Origin of the sequence: Mycobacterium sp. IS-1742 (assembly GCF_001500125.1) — a bacterium.
Classification (GTDB): Bacteria; Actinomycetota; Actinomycetes; order Mycobacteriales; family Mycobacteriaceae; genus Mycobacterium.
This window is the reverse complement of the sequence record NZ_LQIV01000006.1, coordinates 139929-155023: the sequence shown is the minus strand read 5'-3', so window position 1 is coordinate 155023 and position 15095 is coordinate 139929. Positions and strand designations below refer to the sequence as shown.

16 protein-coding genes are annotated in these 15095 nt (G+C 71.8%); 4 read left to right on the top strand and 12 right to left on the bottom strand.

The features are described from left to right. Nucleotides 1-418, top strand: a 418-nt coding sequence (locus AU196_RS05825; protein ID WP_197415711.1) for a gamma-glutamyltransferase, incomplete at its 5' end; no start/stop codon positions are given. Between the two features lie 21 nt (nt 419-439). Continuing rightward, entirely contained in the window at nt 440-904 is a 465-nt protein-coding gene (locus tag AU196_RS05820) for a GNAT family N-acetyltransferase (RefSeq protein ID WP_059094140.1), read from the top strand. A 2-nt stretch (nt 905-906) separates the two neighbouring features. Here AU196_RS05820 and AU196_RS05815 read toward each other — a convergent pair whose 3' ends face one another. From AU196_RS05815 to AU196_RS05800, 4 genes are all read right to left on the bottom strand, one after another. Further along, the gene (locus AU196_RS05815) at nt 907-1353 is read right to left on the bottom strand and encodes a PH domain-containing protein (protein ID WP_059094139.1); all 447 of its coding nucleotides are present in this window, start codon (nt 1351-1353) and stop codon (nt 907-909) included. Continuing rightward, nucleotides 1350-1832, bottom strand: a complete 483-nt coding sequence (gene ribH / locus AU196_RS05810; RefSeq protein WP_059094138.1) for a 6,7-dimethyl-8-ribityllumazine synthase — start codon at nt 1830-1832, stop codon at nt 1350-1352. Before ribH ends, AU196_RS05815 begins: the two co-directional genes overlap by 4 nt. Next, nucleotides 1829-3148, bottom strand: coding sequence for a bifunctional 3,4-dihydroxy-2-butanone-4-phosphate synthase/GTP cyclohydrolase II (locus AU196_RS05805; protein WP_059094137.1), 1320 nt, complete (start codon nt 3146-3148; stop codon nt 1829-1831). The genes ribH and AU196_RS05805 overlap by 4 nt, the downstream gene beginning before the upstream one ends. A 99-nt stretch (nt 3149-3247) precedes the next feature. Next, entirely contained in the window at nt 3248-3859 is a 612-nt protein-coding gene (locus AU196_RS05800; RefSeq protein ID WP_059094136.1) for a riboflavin synthase, read from the bottom strand. Between the two features lie 84 nt (nt 3860-3943). Here AU196_RS05800 and AU196_RS05795 point away from each other — a divergent pair, with 84 nt between their 5' ends. After that, nucleotides 3944-4654 carry an LppX_LprAFG lipoprotein gene (locus tag AU196_RS05795; protein ID WP_059094135.1) on the top strand — a complete coding sequence of 237 codons (711 nt, stop codon included), beginning with the start codon at nt 3944-3946 and terminating at the stop codon, nt 4652-4654. Further along, entirely contained in the window at nt 4654-6372 is a 1719-nt protein-coding gene (locus AU196_RS05790) for an MFS transporter (protein ID WP_059094134.1), read from the top strand. Before AU196_RS05795 ends, AU196_RS05790 begins: the two co-directional genes overlap by 1 nt. A gap of 1 nt (nt 6373) precedes the next feature. Here AU196_RS05790 and AU196_RS25480 read toward each other — a convergent pair whose 3' ends face one another. The 8 genes from AU196_RS25480 to AU196_RS05755 all read right to left on the bottom strand — a co-directional run bounded on the left by AU196_RS25480 (nt 6374) and on the right by AU196_RS05755 (nt 15065). Next, complete coding sequence (locus tag AU196_RS25480; protein ID WP_157546051.1) at nt 6374-6526, bottom strand: hypothetical protein; 153 nt, start codon at nt 6524-6526, stop codon at nt 6374-6376. Between the two features lie 156 nt (nt 6527-6682). Next, complete coding sequence (gene ribD / locus AU196_RS05785; RefSeq protein ID WP_059094133.1) at nt 6683-7684, bottom strand: bifunctional diaminohydroxyphosphoribosylaminopyrimidine deaminase/5-amino-6-(5-phosphoribosylamino)uracil reductase RibD; 1002 nt, start codon at nt 7682-7684, stop codon at nt 6683-6685. Continuing rightward, nucleotides 7684-8358, bottom strand: a complete 675-nt coding sequence (gene rpe, locus AU196_RS05780) for a ribulose-phosphate 3-epimerase (protein ID WP_059094132.1) — start codon at nt 8356-8358, stop codon at nt 7684-7686. The genes ribD and rpe overlap by 1 nt, the downstream gene beginning before the upstream one ends. 5 nt (nt 8359-8363) lie before the next feature. Next, nucleotides 8364-9740, bottom strand: coding sequence for an RsmB/NOP family class I SAM-dependent RNA methyltransferase (locus AU196_RS05775; protein ID WP_059094131.1), 1377 nt, complete (start codon nt 9738-9740; stop codon nt 8364-8366). Continuing rightward, nucleotides 9737-10672, bottom strand: coding sequence for a methionyl-tRNA formyltransferase (gene fmt / locus AU196_RS05770; RefSeq protein WP_059094130.1), 936 nt, complete (start codon nt 10670-10672; stop codon nt 9737-9739). The genes AU196_RS05775 and fmt overlap by 4 nt, the downstream gene beginning before the upstream one ends. Before the next feature lie 20 nt (nt 10673-10692). Next, nucleotides 10693-11229, bottom strand: coding sequence for a LemA family protein (locus tag AU196_RS05765; protein WP_059094129.1), 537 nt, complete (start codon nt 11227-11229; stop codon nt 10693-10695). Next, nucleotides 11223-13040, bottom strand: a complete 1818-nt coding sequence (locus AU196_RS05760) for a DUF2207 domain-containing protein (protein ID WP_059094128.1) — start codon at nt 13038-13040, stop codon at nt 11223-11225. Before AU196_RS05760 ends, AU196_RS05765 begins: the two co-directional genes overlap by 7 nt. A gap of 27 nt (nt 13041-13067) precedes the next feature. Next, entirely contained in the window at nt 13068-15065 is a 1998-nt protein-coding gene (locus AU196_RS05755; RefSeq protein ID WP_059094127.1) for a primosomal protein N', read from the bottom strand. Between the last annotated feature and the right edge of the window lie 30 nt (nt 15066-15095).

Here is a 15095-nt window from a genome sequence, read left to right as displayed (position 1 = left end):
CTACAGCGGACCCCGGGTGCCGGCCGGCCCGCCCGCGCCGCCCGGCACCCGGGGTCCGCTGTACGCGGTGCTCGGCTCCCCCGGCGGCGCGGTGATCATCCAGTTCGTGGTGAAAACCCTTGTCGGACTGTTGGATTGGGGCCTGGACCCGCAGCAGGCGGTGGGCATGGTGGATTTCGGGGCAGACAACACCCCGGAGACCAACGTCGGCGGTGAACATCCCAACGTCGACATCGCCGACAACGGTGACCACGATCCGCTCGTGACCGGTCTGCGCCGACTCGGTCACCGCGTCGACCTCGCCGACCAGTCCAGCGGGCTGTCGGCGATCGTCCGCGACGACGCCGGCTGGATCGGCGGCGCCGACCCGCGCCGCGAGGGAATGGTCATGGGCGACGGCCGGCGGGCGGGAGCCTAGCGACTTGGGGATGCGGACCGAGTGACCGCACCGCACGTCACCCGGCTGACCGAAGCCGACTGGCAGCAGTTCGCCGTGGTGCGGTTACGGGCGCTCGACGATTCGCTCGGTGTCGACGACCCCCAGTACCGGCACGAATCGTCCTTCACCGCCGCGCAGTGGCGCCGCCGGCTGCGCGAGCACGCGCAGTTCGCGCTGCTCGTCGACGGTCCCCCGGCCGGGCTGATCAGCGCCCAACGGGAGAATCCGCAGTCGGTGTACCTCTACTCGCTGTGGCTGGCTCCAGATGCGCGGGGCCACGGGCTGGCCCGCCCCCTGGTCGAGGCGGCGGTGGACTGGGCGCGCAGCCAGCGGGTGCGCACCGTGACGCTGCGGGTGGCCGCCGACAACGCGGTGGCGCGTGCGGTGTACCACAGCGTCGGGTTCCGGATCTCGGCCGCGACCGTGGGGCCGCGCCACGAGCTGGCCATGTCACTGGCTGTGTGAGGTCACTGGCTGTGTGAGCGGTGGCGCGCCAGCGCCTCCCGCAGCTGCTCCATCGCCTCGACGGCGCGCTCCTTGTCGACGGCCTGGATGGCCATCAACGGGATGTACTCGTCGTCGGGCAGGTCGACCCGGGCCCACCGGGCGCCGACCGGGAAAGACACACCGACCACGTCGGACCACTCGAGAACGCGGTCGGACCAGAGGTTGCGCACCGACAGACCGCGCGGGCCGACCCGCACCCGCGGGCGGGCGAACAGTGTCACCACCGCGCCGATGATCACGCCGAGCAGCGCGATCGCCACCTGGTCGGCGGTCTGGAAGATGACGCCGCTCGAACCGATCTTGAGCAGGAACCCGACGGTGACGTGCGCGGCCACGATGATCGCCGCCGCTGCGTAGGCGAAGTACGGCGTCAGGTGCGGTCGGATCACCACTTCCCAGTCACTCATGAGCGTCCGCGCAGCCCCCGCAGCGTCAGCGCGGTGGACAGCGCCGCGGCGGCGGCCTGCGCGCCCTTGTCCTCGGCCGAGCCGGGCAGCCCCGCGCGGTCGAGCGCCTGCTCTTCGGTGTTGGTGGTCAGGACGCCGTTGGCGACCGGTGTCGAGGCGTCGAGCGAGACCCGCGTCAGACCCTGGGTCACCGCGTCACACACATAGTCGAAATGCGGTGTCTGCCCGCGGATCACGACCCCGAGCGCGACGACCGCGTCGTGGTCCGCCGCGAGCGCCTGGGCGACGACGGGGATCTCGATCGCACCGAGCACCCGCACCACGGTCGGGTCGCTCACGTTGGCGGCCTCGGTGACCTTGCGGGCACCGTCGAGCAGGGCGTCGCAGATCGTGGAATGCCACGTGCTCGCCACGATGCCCACCTTCATACCGGCCGCGTCGAGCTCGGGCAGCTCCGGCACACCCGCGCCACCGCTCACCGGGCGCCGCCGAGGTCGGTCGGGCGGCGGTCGCCGAGCAGGTACACACCTTCGTCGTAGTCGTCCATGCTGTTGGCCTCGTCGTACTCGTCGAGTCCGGTGAGGTCGTGACCCATCCGGTCCCGCTTGGTCATCAGGTAGCGGATGTTCTCGGCGTTGGCCCGGACCGGCAGCGGAACCCGCTCGATGACGTGCAGGCCGTAGCCGTCCAGTCCGACGCGTTTGGCGGGATTGTTGGTCAGCAGGCGCATCGACCGCACACCGAGGTCGACGAGGATCTGGGCGCCGATGCCGTAGTCGCGGGCGTCGGCGGGCAGCCCGAGCTTGAGGTTCGCGTCGACGGTGTCGTCGCCGGCGTCCTGCAGCTGGTAGGCCTGCAGTTTGTGCATGAGCCCGATACCGCGGCCCTCGTGACCGCGCATGTAGAGCACGATGCCGCGGCCCTCGTTGGCGACCATCGCCATCGCGGCGTCGAGTTGTGGGCCGCAGTCGCAGCGCCGGGATCCGAAGACGTCGCCGGTCAGGCATTCGGAGTGCACCCGCACGAGCACGTCGTGACCGTCCCCGTGGGGCCCGGCGATGTCGCCGCGGACCAGCGCCACGTGTTCGACGTCGTCGTAGATGCTCGTGTAGCCGACCGCGCGGAACTCGCCGTGGCGGGTGGGGATGCGGGCCTCGGCGATGCGCTCGATGTGACGTTCGTGCTTGCGACGCCACTCGATGAGGTCGGCGATGGAGATCAGCGCGAGGTTGTGCTCGTCGGCGAAGATCCGCAGTTCGTCGGTCTGCGCCATCGCGCCTTCGTCCTTCTGGCTGACGATCTCGCAGATCGTGCCTGCGGGCTGCAGACCGGCGAGGCGGGCCAGATCCACCGCGGCCTCGGTGTGGCCCGGACGGCGCAGCACCCCACCGTCTTTCGCGCGCAGCGGCACCACGTGGCCGGGTTTGGTGAACTCGTCGGCGGTGGAGGTCGGATCGGCCAGCAGACGCATCGTGGTGGCCCGGTCGGAAGCTGAGATACCGGTTCCCACACCGTTTTTCGCATCGACGGTCACGGTGTAGGCGGTGCCGTGCTTGTCCTGGTTGACCGCGTACATCGGCAGCAGCCCGAGCCGGTCGCAGATCGCGCCGTCGAGCGGGACGCAGAGGTAGCCGGAGGTGTAGCGGACCATGAACGCGACGAGTTCCGGGGTGGCCTTTTCGGCGGCGAAGATGAGGTCGCCCTCGTTCTCGCGGTCCTCGTCGTCGATCACGACGACGGCCTTGCCGGCCGCGATGTCCGCGATCGCCCGTTCGACCGAATCGAGCCTGGTCATTGTCTGCCACCCTTACCGGTTCCCGGACACGCGGAACCAGGAAAAATCATCGTCCTCGCTTCAGTATGAACCACCGGAGCACGTCGAATATTGCCGGTGTTAATCAGCGGGACGGCTCATCAGCCTCTCGACGTACTTCGCGATGACGTCGACCTCCAGGTTCACCCGGGTGCCGATCGGCGCGGTGCCGAGGACGGTGAGTTCGCGGGTGGTGGGGATCAACGACACCTCGAACCAGTCGTTTTCGGCGTCGCGGCCCAGACCGGACACGGTCAGGGAGACCCCGTCGACGGTGATCGAACCTTTCTCGACGACATAGCGCGCCAACGCCGCCGGAAGCGCGATCCGCACCACCTCCCAGTGCTCGGAGGGTGTGCGCGCAATCACATGACCGGTGCCGTCGACGTGGCCCTGCACGATGTGCCCGCCCAGGCGGCTGTTGACCGCGGCGGCCCGCTCCAGATTGACCCGGCTGCCGACGCCGACGTCGCCCAGGCTCGAGCGGTCGAGCGTCTCGCCCATCACGTCGGCGCTGAACACGCCGCCCGGCTGGATCTCGACCACGGTCAGACACACCCCGTTGACCGCGATCGAGTCACCGTGGCCGGCGTCGGCGGTGACGACCGGCCCGCGGATCACCAACCGCGCCGCGTCGGTGAGGTCTTCTTTGCCGACGACCTCGCCCACTTCTTCGACGATTCCCGTGAACACCCGACCAGGCTAGTCCCCGCGGATCCGGGTCCGCGCCGACCGCGCAACCGGATCCCCGGCGGGCCACCCTCTACGATGCAAGTCATGCCGACGAGCCCTCGCCATGCCGCCCAGGCCCTCATCGCCGTCCTCCTCGCCGCCGCCATGTTCGTCGCCGGTTGCTCCTCGTCCTCCGAGGACTCCGACAAACCACTGCCCGATGCTGCGACACTGCTCCAGCAATCGACCCAGACCACCCGCGATCTGCAGAGCGTGCACCTGAACCTGACGGTCCAGGGCTCCATCGAAGAGCTGCCGATCGAATCGCTGGAAGGCGACCTGACCAACACCCCCGCGGTGGCGGCCGCCGGTAAGGCCAACATCGTCTTCCTCGGCCAGCGCCTCGACGGCGTCGAGTTCGTGGTCGCCGACGGCAACCTGTACGGGGCCATCAGCGCGGGCAGCTTCCAGGACTTCGGCCCCGCCGCCGACATCTACGACGTCGCGGCCATCCTCAGCCCCGACAAGGGCCTGGCCAACGTGCTCTCCAATTTCAGCGACCCGAAGTCCGAGGGCCGCGAGAACATCAGCGGCCTGGACACCGTGCGCGTGACGGGCACCGTCAGCGCCGAGGCCGTCAACGCGATCGCCCCCCAGATCGGCGCGACGGGCCCGGTGCCCGCGACGGCCTGGATCGAAGAAGAGGGCAGCCACAACCTGGCGCAGGTCAAGCTGGAGCCGAGCGCGGGCAACAGCGTCACGATGACGCTGTCGGACTGGGGCAAGCAGGTCACCGTCACAAAGCCCGCGGTGTGATGCCGACCGACACGTTCGGCCAGGCCACCGCGCCGGCGAGCAGCCGGAGCCGCCGCATCGCGATCAGCGCGGGCAGTCTCGCGGTCCTGCTCGGCGCGCTCGACACCTATGTCGTGATCGCGATCATCCGCGACATCATGTTCGACATCGGGATCGCGATCAACCAGATCCAGCGCGTCACGCCGATCATCACCGGATATCTGCTGGGCTACATCGCCGCGATGCCGCTGCTGGGCCGCGCATCCGACCGGTTCGGCCGCAAGTTGGTGCTGCAGCTCAGCCTCGCCGGCTTCGCCCTCGGCTCGGTGGTCACCGCGCTGTCCAACGACCTGACCCCCATGGTGATCGGACGCTTCATCCAGGGTGTCGCCAGCGGCGCCCTGCTGCCGGTCACCCTGGCGCTGGCCGCCGACCTGTGGGCCACCCGCAACCGCGCCTCCGTGCTCGGCGGCATCGGCGCCGCTCAGGAACTGGGCAGCGTCCTCGGCCCGCTGTACGGCATCGCCGTGGTGGCGGCGCTGAGCACCTGGCGTGACGTCTTCTGGATCAACGTGCCGCTCGCGGTGATCGCGATGGTGCTGATCCACTTCAGCCTGCCTGCCCGGCTGAAATCGGACCGACCGGAGAAGGTCGACGTCGTCGGCGGGGTGCTGCTGGCCATCGCGCTCGGGCTGGCCGTGATCGGCCTGTACAACCCGGCGCCGGACGGCAAACAGATCCTGCCCGACTACGGTCCGCCGACCCTGATCGGCGCCGCCGTCGCGTTCGTGGCGTTCTTCGTCTGGGAGCGGTTCGCCCGCACCCGCCTGATCGAACCGGCCGGTGTGCATTTCCGGCCGTTCCTCGCGGCGCTGGGCGCCTCGCTGTGCGCGGGCGCGGCGCTGATGGTCACGCTGGTCAACGTGGAGCTGTTCGGTCAGGGCGTGCTCGGTAAGGATCAGACCGAGGCCGTCCTGCTCCTGCTGCGGTTCCTGATCGCCCTGCCGATCGGCGCGGTGGTCGGCGGCTGGATCGCCAGCCGCGTCGGCGACCGGCTGGTGACGTTCGTCGGTCTGCTGATCGCCGCGGGCGGATACCTGCTGATGTCCAGATGGCCGGTCGACCTGCTCGCCGCCCGTCACGAGCTGGGCTTCATCAGCCTGCCGGTCCTCGACACCGATCTGGTGATCGCCGGGATCGGTCTCGGCCTGGTGATCGGTCCGCTCACGTCGGCGTCGCTGCGGGTGGTGCCTGCCGCGCAGCACGGCATCGCGTCGGCCGCCGTCGTGGTGTCCCGCATGGTCGGCATGCTGATCGGGCTCGCGGCCCTGTCCGCATGGGGTCTGTACCGGCTCAACCAGCACCTGCAGACGCTGCCGTTCCCGCCCGGGGCCGACACACTGGCCGAACGGTTGGCCGCCGAGGCCGACCGCTACCGCACCGCGTACGTGATGCAGTACGGCGACATCTTCGTCGTCACCGCGGTCGTCTGCGTGGTCGGTGCGCTGCTCGGTCTGCTGATCAGCGGGCGACACGAACATGCCGACGAACCCGCCGTGCCCGGCGACGCGGGTGACGCGGGTGACGCGCCCACCGAGTTCATCGACGTCGTGGGGCACCGAGGGACCGCCGGGCATGCGGGGGATGCTCCGACGCAGGCGTTCGGCACCGGGAGCGGTGATCAGACCACGCGCATGCCGCGGCAGACGCCACCCGGCAGGCACCGCACCGAGGGGTGACTCAGCAGCGCTCGAGACCGGGCCGCATCAGGCGGTAGCCCTCCGGGGCGTCTGGGCGGCTCGGGAGCACGCTGCGCAGCGGGCCCCAGACGAACGACCCTACGGCGCGGGGCGCGGCGGCGGGGAGACTGAGCCAGTCCTGTAGTGCGGTCACGCTCGACGTCCTTTGTTCGTGCTCATCGCGCGCACATCGTCGGTGAAAGCGCTTCGGTACGAGTGTACCGATGCGGGTCGCCGGAGTGGGTCCTCCGAACTGGGAAAACGCCGCGTGTCGGCTGTCAGGCCGGTGGGTGGACCCGGGGAACCGCGGTCATCCGGGAATCAGGGACAGCAGCACGTCGGGCCCGATCGGGGTGATCCCGTCGAAGCGCCACCGCTGGGCGTGGGCGATGCTCAGCACACCCACGTCATCGACGGCGGTGACCGGCCCGCCGAGCAGGATCGGTGCGACGTAGGCCACGATCCGGTCGATCACGCCGGCCCGCAGGAACGCACCCGCCAGCGTCGGACCGCCCTCGAGGATGACGTCGGTGCGATCGGACAGGGCCCTGAGCACCTCCTGCGGGTCGCGTGTCCGGATCACCATGGTGCGCGAATCGTCGTTCATCACACGGGAATCCGCGGAGACCTCGCGCTCGCCGACCACCACCCGCAGCGGTTGCCGTTCGGCCAGACTCCCGTCGGGCAGCCGCGCGGTCAACACCGGATCGTCGACGAACACCGTGCCGGTGCCGACCACGATGGCGTCCGCGACGGCCCGGCGGCGGTGCACGTCGAGGCGGGCGGCCTCGCTGGTGATCCACTGACTGCTGCCGTCGGCTGCGGCGCTGCGGCCGTCCACACTCGTCGCGAACTTCCAGGTCACATGGGGTTTGCCGGTCCGCTGTTTGTGCAGCCACTCACGCAGCACCCCGCCGGCGACGACATCGCCGAGCACCCCCGCGGTCACCGCGACACCGGCGTCACCGAGCCGGACCGCTCCCCCGGCCGCCACCGGATTCGGATCGGGCACCGCGAACACGACGGCCGAGACCTCGGCCGCCAGGAGCGCATCCACGCACGGCGGGGTCCGGCCGTGGTGGTTGCAGGGCTCCAGTGTGACCACCGCGGTGCCGCCCGCCGCCTTCCGGCCGGCTGCGCGCAACGCCATCACCTCGGCGTGCGGGCCGCCCGGCGGCTGGGTCGCGCCGAGACCGGCGACCTCCCCGTCGGCATCCAGGATGACCGCTCCCACAGGGGGATTCGGATACGTGCCACCCTTGACGCGGTCGGCCTGTTCGACGGCGAGCGCCATCGCGGCCTCGGGTGTCATCAGGACAGATGCTTGGACGCGGCGGCGGCCTGGTCACGCAGCGAACGCACCGCCGCGGCCGGATCCGCCGCGCTGTACACGGCCGATCCGGCGACGAAACAGTCGACTCCGGCCTCGGCGGCCTCGGCGATGGTGTCCTCGTTGATGCCGCCGTCGATCTCCACCAGCACCGTCAACTCACCCGCGTCGACCAGTCGCCGCACGATGCCGACCTTCGGCAGCACCTCGGGGATGAACTTCTGGCCCCCGAAACCGGGTTCGACCGACATGATCAGCAAGGTGTCGAACTCCCGCAGGATCTCCAGGTAGGGGTCGATCGGGGTGCCCGGCTTCACCGCCAGCCCGGCCTTGGCGCCGGCGGCGGCGATGTCGCGGGCGACGGCGACGGGGTTGTCGGTGGCCTCCGCGTGGAACGTCACATTGTGCGCGCCGGCCTCGGCGTACGGCGGCGCCCACCGCTCGGGGTTCTCGATCATCAGGTGGCAGTCCATCGGGATGTCGGTCACCTCGAGCAGCGATTCCACGACGGGCAGCCCGAGGGTCAGGTTCGGCACGAAGTGGTTGTCCATCACGTCGACGTGCAGCCAGTCGGCGCCGGTGACCGCGGCGGTCTCGTCCGCGAGCCGGGCGAAGTCGGCGGACAGAATCGACGGTGCGATGAGGGGGTGCGCCATGCGGATCAGATTACTTGCAGCGCTGCGGCGAACATCGCGTCCGTACCGTGGCGGTGCGGCCATAGCTGGACGTGGGGTCCGTCGCCGAGGTCGTCGACCGGGTCGAACAGCGCCCGGGTGTCCAGCGCGGTGACCGGGTGGCGGCGCACCGCGTCGGCGACCACGCCCACCGTCTCGGCCAGATGCGGTGAACACGTCGCGTACAGCACGACGCCGCCAGGACGGGTGAGCCGGATCGCCGAGGCCAACAGCTCGCGCTGCAGCTTGGCCAGGCCGGGTACGTCGCCGGGTTGCCTGCGCCAGCGCGCCTCGGGCCGCCGCCGCAGCGCACCCAGCCCGGTGCACGGCGCGTCGACGAGCACCCGGTCGAAACCCGGCTCCACACCGGGGTCGCGGCCGTCGACGCGCAGCACCGTCACGTCGAGGCCGCGGGTGTTGTCCTCGACCATCTCGGCGCGGCGCGGGGCCGGTTCGACCGCGGTGACCGGGCCGGGGGCGAGCGCAGCCAGCATCGCGGTCTTCCCGCCCGGCCCGGCGCAGAGGTCGAGCCAGCGGCCGCGGTCGTCGTCGACGGGTGCCAGGGTGAGCGCGCGCGCCACCAGCTGGCTGCCCTCGTCCTGGACCAGCGCGCGGCCGTCGCGGACCTGCTCCAGACGGCCCGGGTCGCCGCCGGGCAGGTACACCGCGTACGGCGAATACCGGCCCACCTCGCCGCCGACCGCCGCGGCGAGCTCCTCGGCGCCCAGGACGCCGGGGCGGGCGGCGAGGTGCACCACCGGGCGTGAGTCGTCGCTGGCGAGCAGTGCCTCCAGCTCACCGGCGCGGGCGCCGAGCGCATCGGCGAAGGCCTGGGCGACCCATCGCGGATGCGCATGGCTGAACGCGATGTGCCCGACCGGGTCGGTGTCGGCGGGCGGCGCGAGCTCCGCGACCCAGGACGCCTCGTCGCGGCCGGCGATTCTGCGCAGTACGCCGTTGACGAAACCGGCTCGCGCCGTGTCGAACTCGATACCGGCCTGTTCGACCGTCGTGGACACGGCGGCATGGGGTTCGACCCGGGTGCGCAGCAGCTGGTACGTGCCGAGCCGAAGGAGGTCGAGCAGCACCGGGTCGATCCGGTCCACCGGACGCCCCGCGGCGCTCTCGATGACCGCGTCGAGCAGGCCGCGGCTGCGGCAGGTGCCGTAGGTGAGTTCGGTGGCGAACGCGGCGTCGCGGCCTTCGAGGCCGCGCTCGGTGAGCATTGCGGGGAGCGCGAGGTTGGCGTAGGCGTCGCGTTCGTCCACCGCGCGCAGCACGTCGAACGCGACGCGGCGGGCCGGGTCCAGCGGTGTGCGCCGCTGGGGACGGTTGCGCTGCGGACGTTGCGGGGGCCGGGTCACTGCGCCGCCACCGACGCGTCGAGGCGGGCGCCGCGAGCCCAGTCGGCGGCGTTCATGGGTTTCTTGCCCGGCGGCTGAACCGTGCCGAGCCGCACCGGGTCGGACGCGGTGCCGACGAGCACCGCGTTCTTGAGCACGCGCAGCGCGCCCGGGGCCAGGGGTTCGGTCTCATCCGAGGATTCGGCGGTCACCGGTCCCAGTTTCAGCCGCACGTCGCCGATGACCGTCCAGGCGCCCGGGTTCGGGGTGACGGCGCGGATCCGGCGGTCCACGACGTGGGCGGGCAGATCCCACCGGACCCGGGCCTCGTCCACCGTGATCTTCGGGGCGACGGTGACGCCGTCGGCGGGTTGCGGCACCGCCTGCAGGCGGCCGTCGGCGATGCCGTCCAGCGTGCTCTCGAGCAGGCGGGCGCCGGAATCGGCGAGGCGGGTGAGGAGTTCGCCCGCGGTGTCGGCCGGGCGGATCGTCTCGGTGACCACGCCGTACACCGGGCCGGAGTCCAGTGCCGGCTCGATGAGGAAGGTGGTCGCGCCGGTCACCGCATCACCGGCGGCGATCGCGGCCTGCACGGGGGCGGCGCCCCGCCAGGCCGGCAGCAGCGAGAAGTGCAGGTTGACCCAACCGTGGGCCGGGACGGCGAGCAATCGCTCCGACAGCAGGGCGCCGTAGGCGACGACGGCACAGCAGTCCGGCGCCAGTTCGCGCAGTTCGGCGACGAACTCCTCGGAGTTCGGCTTCGGCGGCCGCAGCACCGGGATGCCGTGGTCGAGTGCCAGCCGTGCGACCGGCGACGGGGACGGCGTGCCGCGGCGGCCCGCCGCCGCGTCGGGGCGGGTCAGCACCGCGGCCACCTCGTGCCGGGGTGAGTCGATCAGCCGCTGCAGCGAGGGCAGGGCGGGTTCGGGGGTACCGGCGAAGACGAGACGCACCGAGACAGTCTAGGGAGAGCTCATCGTGGGGTCTGGTAGTACTCGCGCTCGGACACCCCGGCCGGGCCCGCCACGAACATCCACGGGATCGTGGTGGTGAGCCGGTTGAGGGTGGCGACCGCGTCGTTGTAGTACTGCCGCGCGAAGGCGAGCGTGTTCTCGGTGTCGGCGAGGTTGCGCTGCAGATCGAGGAAGTTCGCCGAGGAGCTGAGCTTCGGATAGGCCTGGCCGAGCGCGAGCACCTGGCCGACGGCGGTGTCGAGTTCCCTCTCCGCGGCGCTGCGCTGCGCCACCGACCGGCCCGCCGTCGCCGACGTCACGGCCGCGCGCGCGGTGCCGACGTGGTCGAGGATCGCCTTCTCGTGGGCGGCGAACGTCTGCACGGTGTGGACCAGGCTGGGGATCAACGACGCCCGACGGGTGAGTTCGACGTCGATACCGGCCAACGCCTCGGCGACCCGGACGTCGGCCGCGCGGAGTCTGTTGTAGCCCACCACGAAACCGGCCAGTGCGAGCACCGCCAGCACCAGGACGAGCACCAACACGAAGCTCACCATGAACCGCCTCCTCCTCCACCTCCGCCGCCTCCGCCACCGCCGGAGAAGCTGCTGCCGCTGCTGCTGCTGCTCGACGACGAGGAGGCCGCCTGCGATGCCGTGTAGGCGCTGATCGACGACGACAGCGACGATTCGAAACTGTCGAACACGCCGCTGCCGCCGGAGCCACCGGTGAACCCCGAACCCGACGGGGACGACGTCTGGTACCACTCCGGTTGCGGCGCAGGCACTCCCATCACCATCTCGTACTTCTTGGCCCACAGGGCGGCCACGCCCGCCGCGGTCGCGAACGGCAGGTACGCGGTGTAGAGGTCCTTGCGCGCGGCGAAGTCGAAGCGGGCTTCGGCCGAGTCGGTGCACAGCATCCGGTGGAATCCGCCGACCTGCGACCACAGTCGGCGGCCCTCGGGCGTGCGGCGGGTGCCGAGGCCGCCGAACCAGGCGGGGATCGTCGCGACGAAGAACACCGCGAACGGCAGGCCCGCCACGGTGGTGTCGAAACCCCAGCCCAGGAACCCGCACACCGCGAGCACCGCGGCCAGGATGTTCGCGGTCTGCAGCCAGCCCTCACGACGGCGGGTGACCATCAGACCCTCGTCGAGCGCCCACTTCTTCGCCGCGGCGGCCATATCGGTGCGGGCCTTGCTGAGCTTCTCCCCGCTCTTCGCGGTGTGTTTGGCCTCGAACTCGGTGCCGGTGCCGATGACCTTGAGGGCCGATCCGACCGCGACCCCGACCGGGTCCGCATCGGCCCACCGGCTCTTGCCTGCGGTGCCGCGCACCTCCCACTGTTTCGCGTTCACCTGGCGCAGCGTGACGAGGTCCTGTTCGGCGAGGTGGAACAGCGTGGCGGTCAGCCCGTGACCGGGCACCTTCTCGGTACGGAGGTACTCGGCCTGGACGGGTCCGATGCCGGGCGGCGGGGCGTACTGCAGCGGGAACGCCGGTGCGCGTTCGATGGCCGAGCGGGTCCACAGGTATCCGCCGAGCGCGGCCAGGGCACTGAGCCCCAGCATCCAGGCCAGACCGTCGACCGAGCTGCCGAGGATCCGGTCCCAGCGGTGGGGCCAGGGCAGTTCCGCGCGCGCAGGCGGGTCGGCGTCGACGCCGGTGCGGACGGTGACCGGGGTGCGTGGCGGCAGGTCGCGCGCCTCGATGCGCACGGTGCGGCCGGTCGCGGTCACCTCGTCGCACGCCCGGCCGACGCCGTATCCGACGCTGCACTGAACGCCGGTGACGTCGGCGGGCAGGGTCACGGTGATCTCGGCGCGGTCGATCCGGTTGTTCCACGACGGGGCGATGACGTTCCAGAAGAACGTCGACGGCGCGTTCGGATCACCGGTGGTGGTGGCGAAACGGCGGTCGGCGCCGGTGTCCCCCGGATCGAGCACACCGGGGATGCGGTAACGGATCTCGTAGACGTGCAGGCCCGGCGTGAGCGTCACGTCGGCGGAGCCGACCTTGGCGACGTGGAATCTCTTGCCGTTCTCCCACTGCAGTTCGAAGGGTTCGGGTTCGCCGTCGCGGGTGACCGACTCGACCTCGGGCCACTGCCGGATCCGGTCGTCGTTCGGGTTGGCCACATCCCAGTAGCGGAAGATGCCGTGCCGGTCCGACGGGAACTCGCCCGTGATCGTCTCGACCGCGGTGAGTTCGCCGTCGTCGGCGACGGTGAAGTCGGCCCGGTAGTCCCGGATCACCATCGGGTCGTCGACGGTGCCGCCACCCGATCCGCCGTCGAACACCAGCGGCCACAGCAGCCCGATGGCGATGAGCAACAAGGTGATCGACCACGCGAACACGCGCCGCATGCCGTCCTCCCGTCCGGTGGGTTCGCCTCACCCTATGTGCAACGGGTCGATCTGTACGCGAGCCGGATCGGTGTCGTGGCGGGCGCTGAGCACCCCGGTCCCCCGCCGCAGCGCCGCCGCCAGCGCCAGGCCGCGGTCGCGGGGCACCCGCACCAGCATCCGGCTCACCGGGGCATCGGCGGGTATGCCGGGCGGGCGCCGTGCCCCGACCGGCAGATCGACGGGGCCGAGGGGCTCGGCGTCGGCGGGCAGGTCGGCGGTCTCGAGCAGCGCCGTCACCGCCGGGAACGCCCCGTCGACCGCGGCGATGTGCACCGCGGGCGGCAGTCCCACCTCGGACCTCGAGTCGAGTTCGGATTCCGCGTGGCCCACCGGATCCCAGCGGATCAACGCCTGCACCGTCGGGATCGCCGACTCGGCGACCACGGTCACCACGCCGCCGTCCGCGCGTGGGCGCACCAGCGCCGCGGCCGCCATCCACCGCCGCAGGGTGTCCTCGGCCGCCCGCAGATCCTGCCGCCCCAGCAGCGCCCAGGCGTCGAGCAGCAGCGCGGCCCCGTAGCCGGCGGCGGCTTCCGGTTCGGCGCCGGGGGTGGCGACCACCAGGGCGGGTTCGTCGGCGACGGTTCCCACCATCGCCTCACCGCTCGAGGTGACGACCGGTGTGCCCGCGAACGCGCGGCCGAGCTCTTCGGCGGTGCGTCGCGCCCCCACCGCGACCGCCCGGACCGAATCCGATCCACAACGGCCGCAACGCAATCCGACTTCCTCGCGGCCGCACCACCGGCACATCGCCGCACCGCCGCGCTCGAGCAGCGACAGGGGGCCGGTGCAGTGTCTGCACCGGGCGATCGCCCGGCACCGGGCACACGCCAGCGCAGGCAGATACCCCCGGCGGGGTACCTGCACCAGCACCGGCCTGCCCGCCTGCAGGGCGGCGCGGGCGGTGCGCAACGCCACCGACGGCAACCGGGCGGTGTGCGCGGCCGGGTCGCGCTCCTGCTCGAAACCGCTGTCCTCCAGGGCGACCACACGGGGCGCCGCGGCCCGCACCGCGGGACGCGGCGCGACGAGGTCGTGTGCCCACCTGCTGCGCACCAGCGCCTGCGCCTCCGCGGTGCGGGAGTAACCCCCGATGAGGGCCGCGCAGCGTAACTGGTGGGCCCGCAGCATGGCCACCTCGCGCGCATGCGGATAGGGCGCCCGGGGCTCGGCCAGGCTGTCGTCACCGTCGTCCCACACGATCACCAGCCCGAGGTCGCACACCGGCGCGAACACCGCACTGCGGGTGCCGATCACCACGCGGGCACCGCCGCGCAGCACCGACAGCCAGCGTCGGTACCGCTGCGAGGGACCGAGGCCCGCCGACAGTGCGACCACCCGGTCCTCGGCGAGCAGCGGCACCGCCGCCGCGTGCAGGGCGTCGACGTCACGCTGGTCCGGGACGATCGCCAGCACGCCGCGACCACTGGCGACCGTGAGCGCCGCGGCCTCCGCGAGCCGGGCCGCCCACCGTTCGCCGGGCAGCGCCTGCCACACCGCGCGGGCGGCGCGCCCCTCGCCGACCGCACCGAGGAACTGTTCGGCGCGCGGATAGGCCCGCCAGGCGGCGAGGTCGACCGCCGGGACCTCGACGGGGGCCGGATCGGGGGCCGGCTTCTTCTCGGCGCCGGCGTGCCGCGGCGGTACGGCGAGGCGCAGCACGTCCGGGCGGGTGCCGGCGTAGCGGGCGGCCACGGCATCGGCGAGCCGGCGCACGTCGGGGGTCAGCACCTGCTGCGGCGAGACCACACGGTCCAGCCAGCCGAGCTGCCCCGCGTGGTCGGTCTCGGAGCGCCGCTCGAGCAGGAACGCGTCGACCAACCGGCCGTGGAAGCGCACGCGCACGCGCACCCCGGGCTGGGCGTCGTCGGAGCACTCGGCCGGCACCAGGTAGTCGAATTCCCGGTCGAGATGGGGCACCGACAGCATCGGCAGCACGCGCGCGATCGGCTCGTGTTCGGCCGGCTGCCGGGTTTTGGTCACCGCACACCTCTAGCAGACGGCGCGGACAGC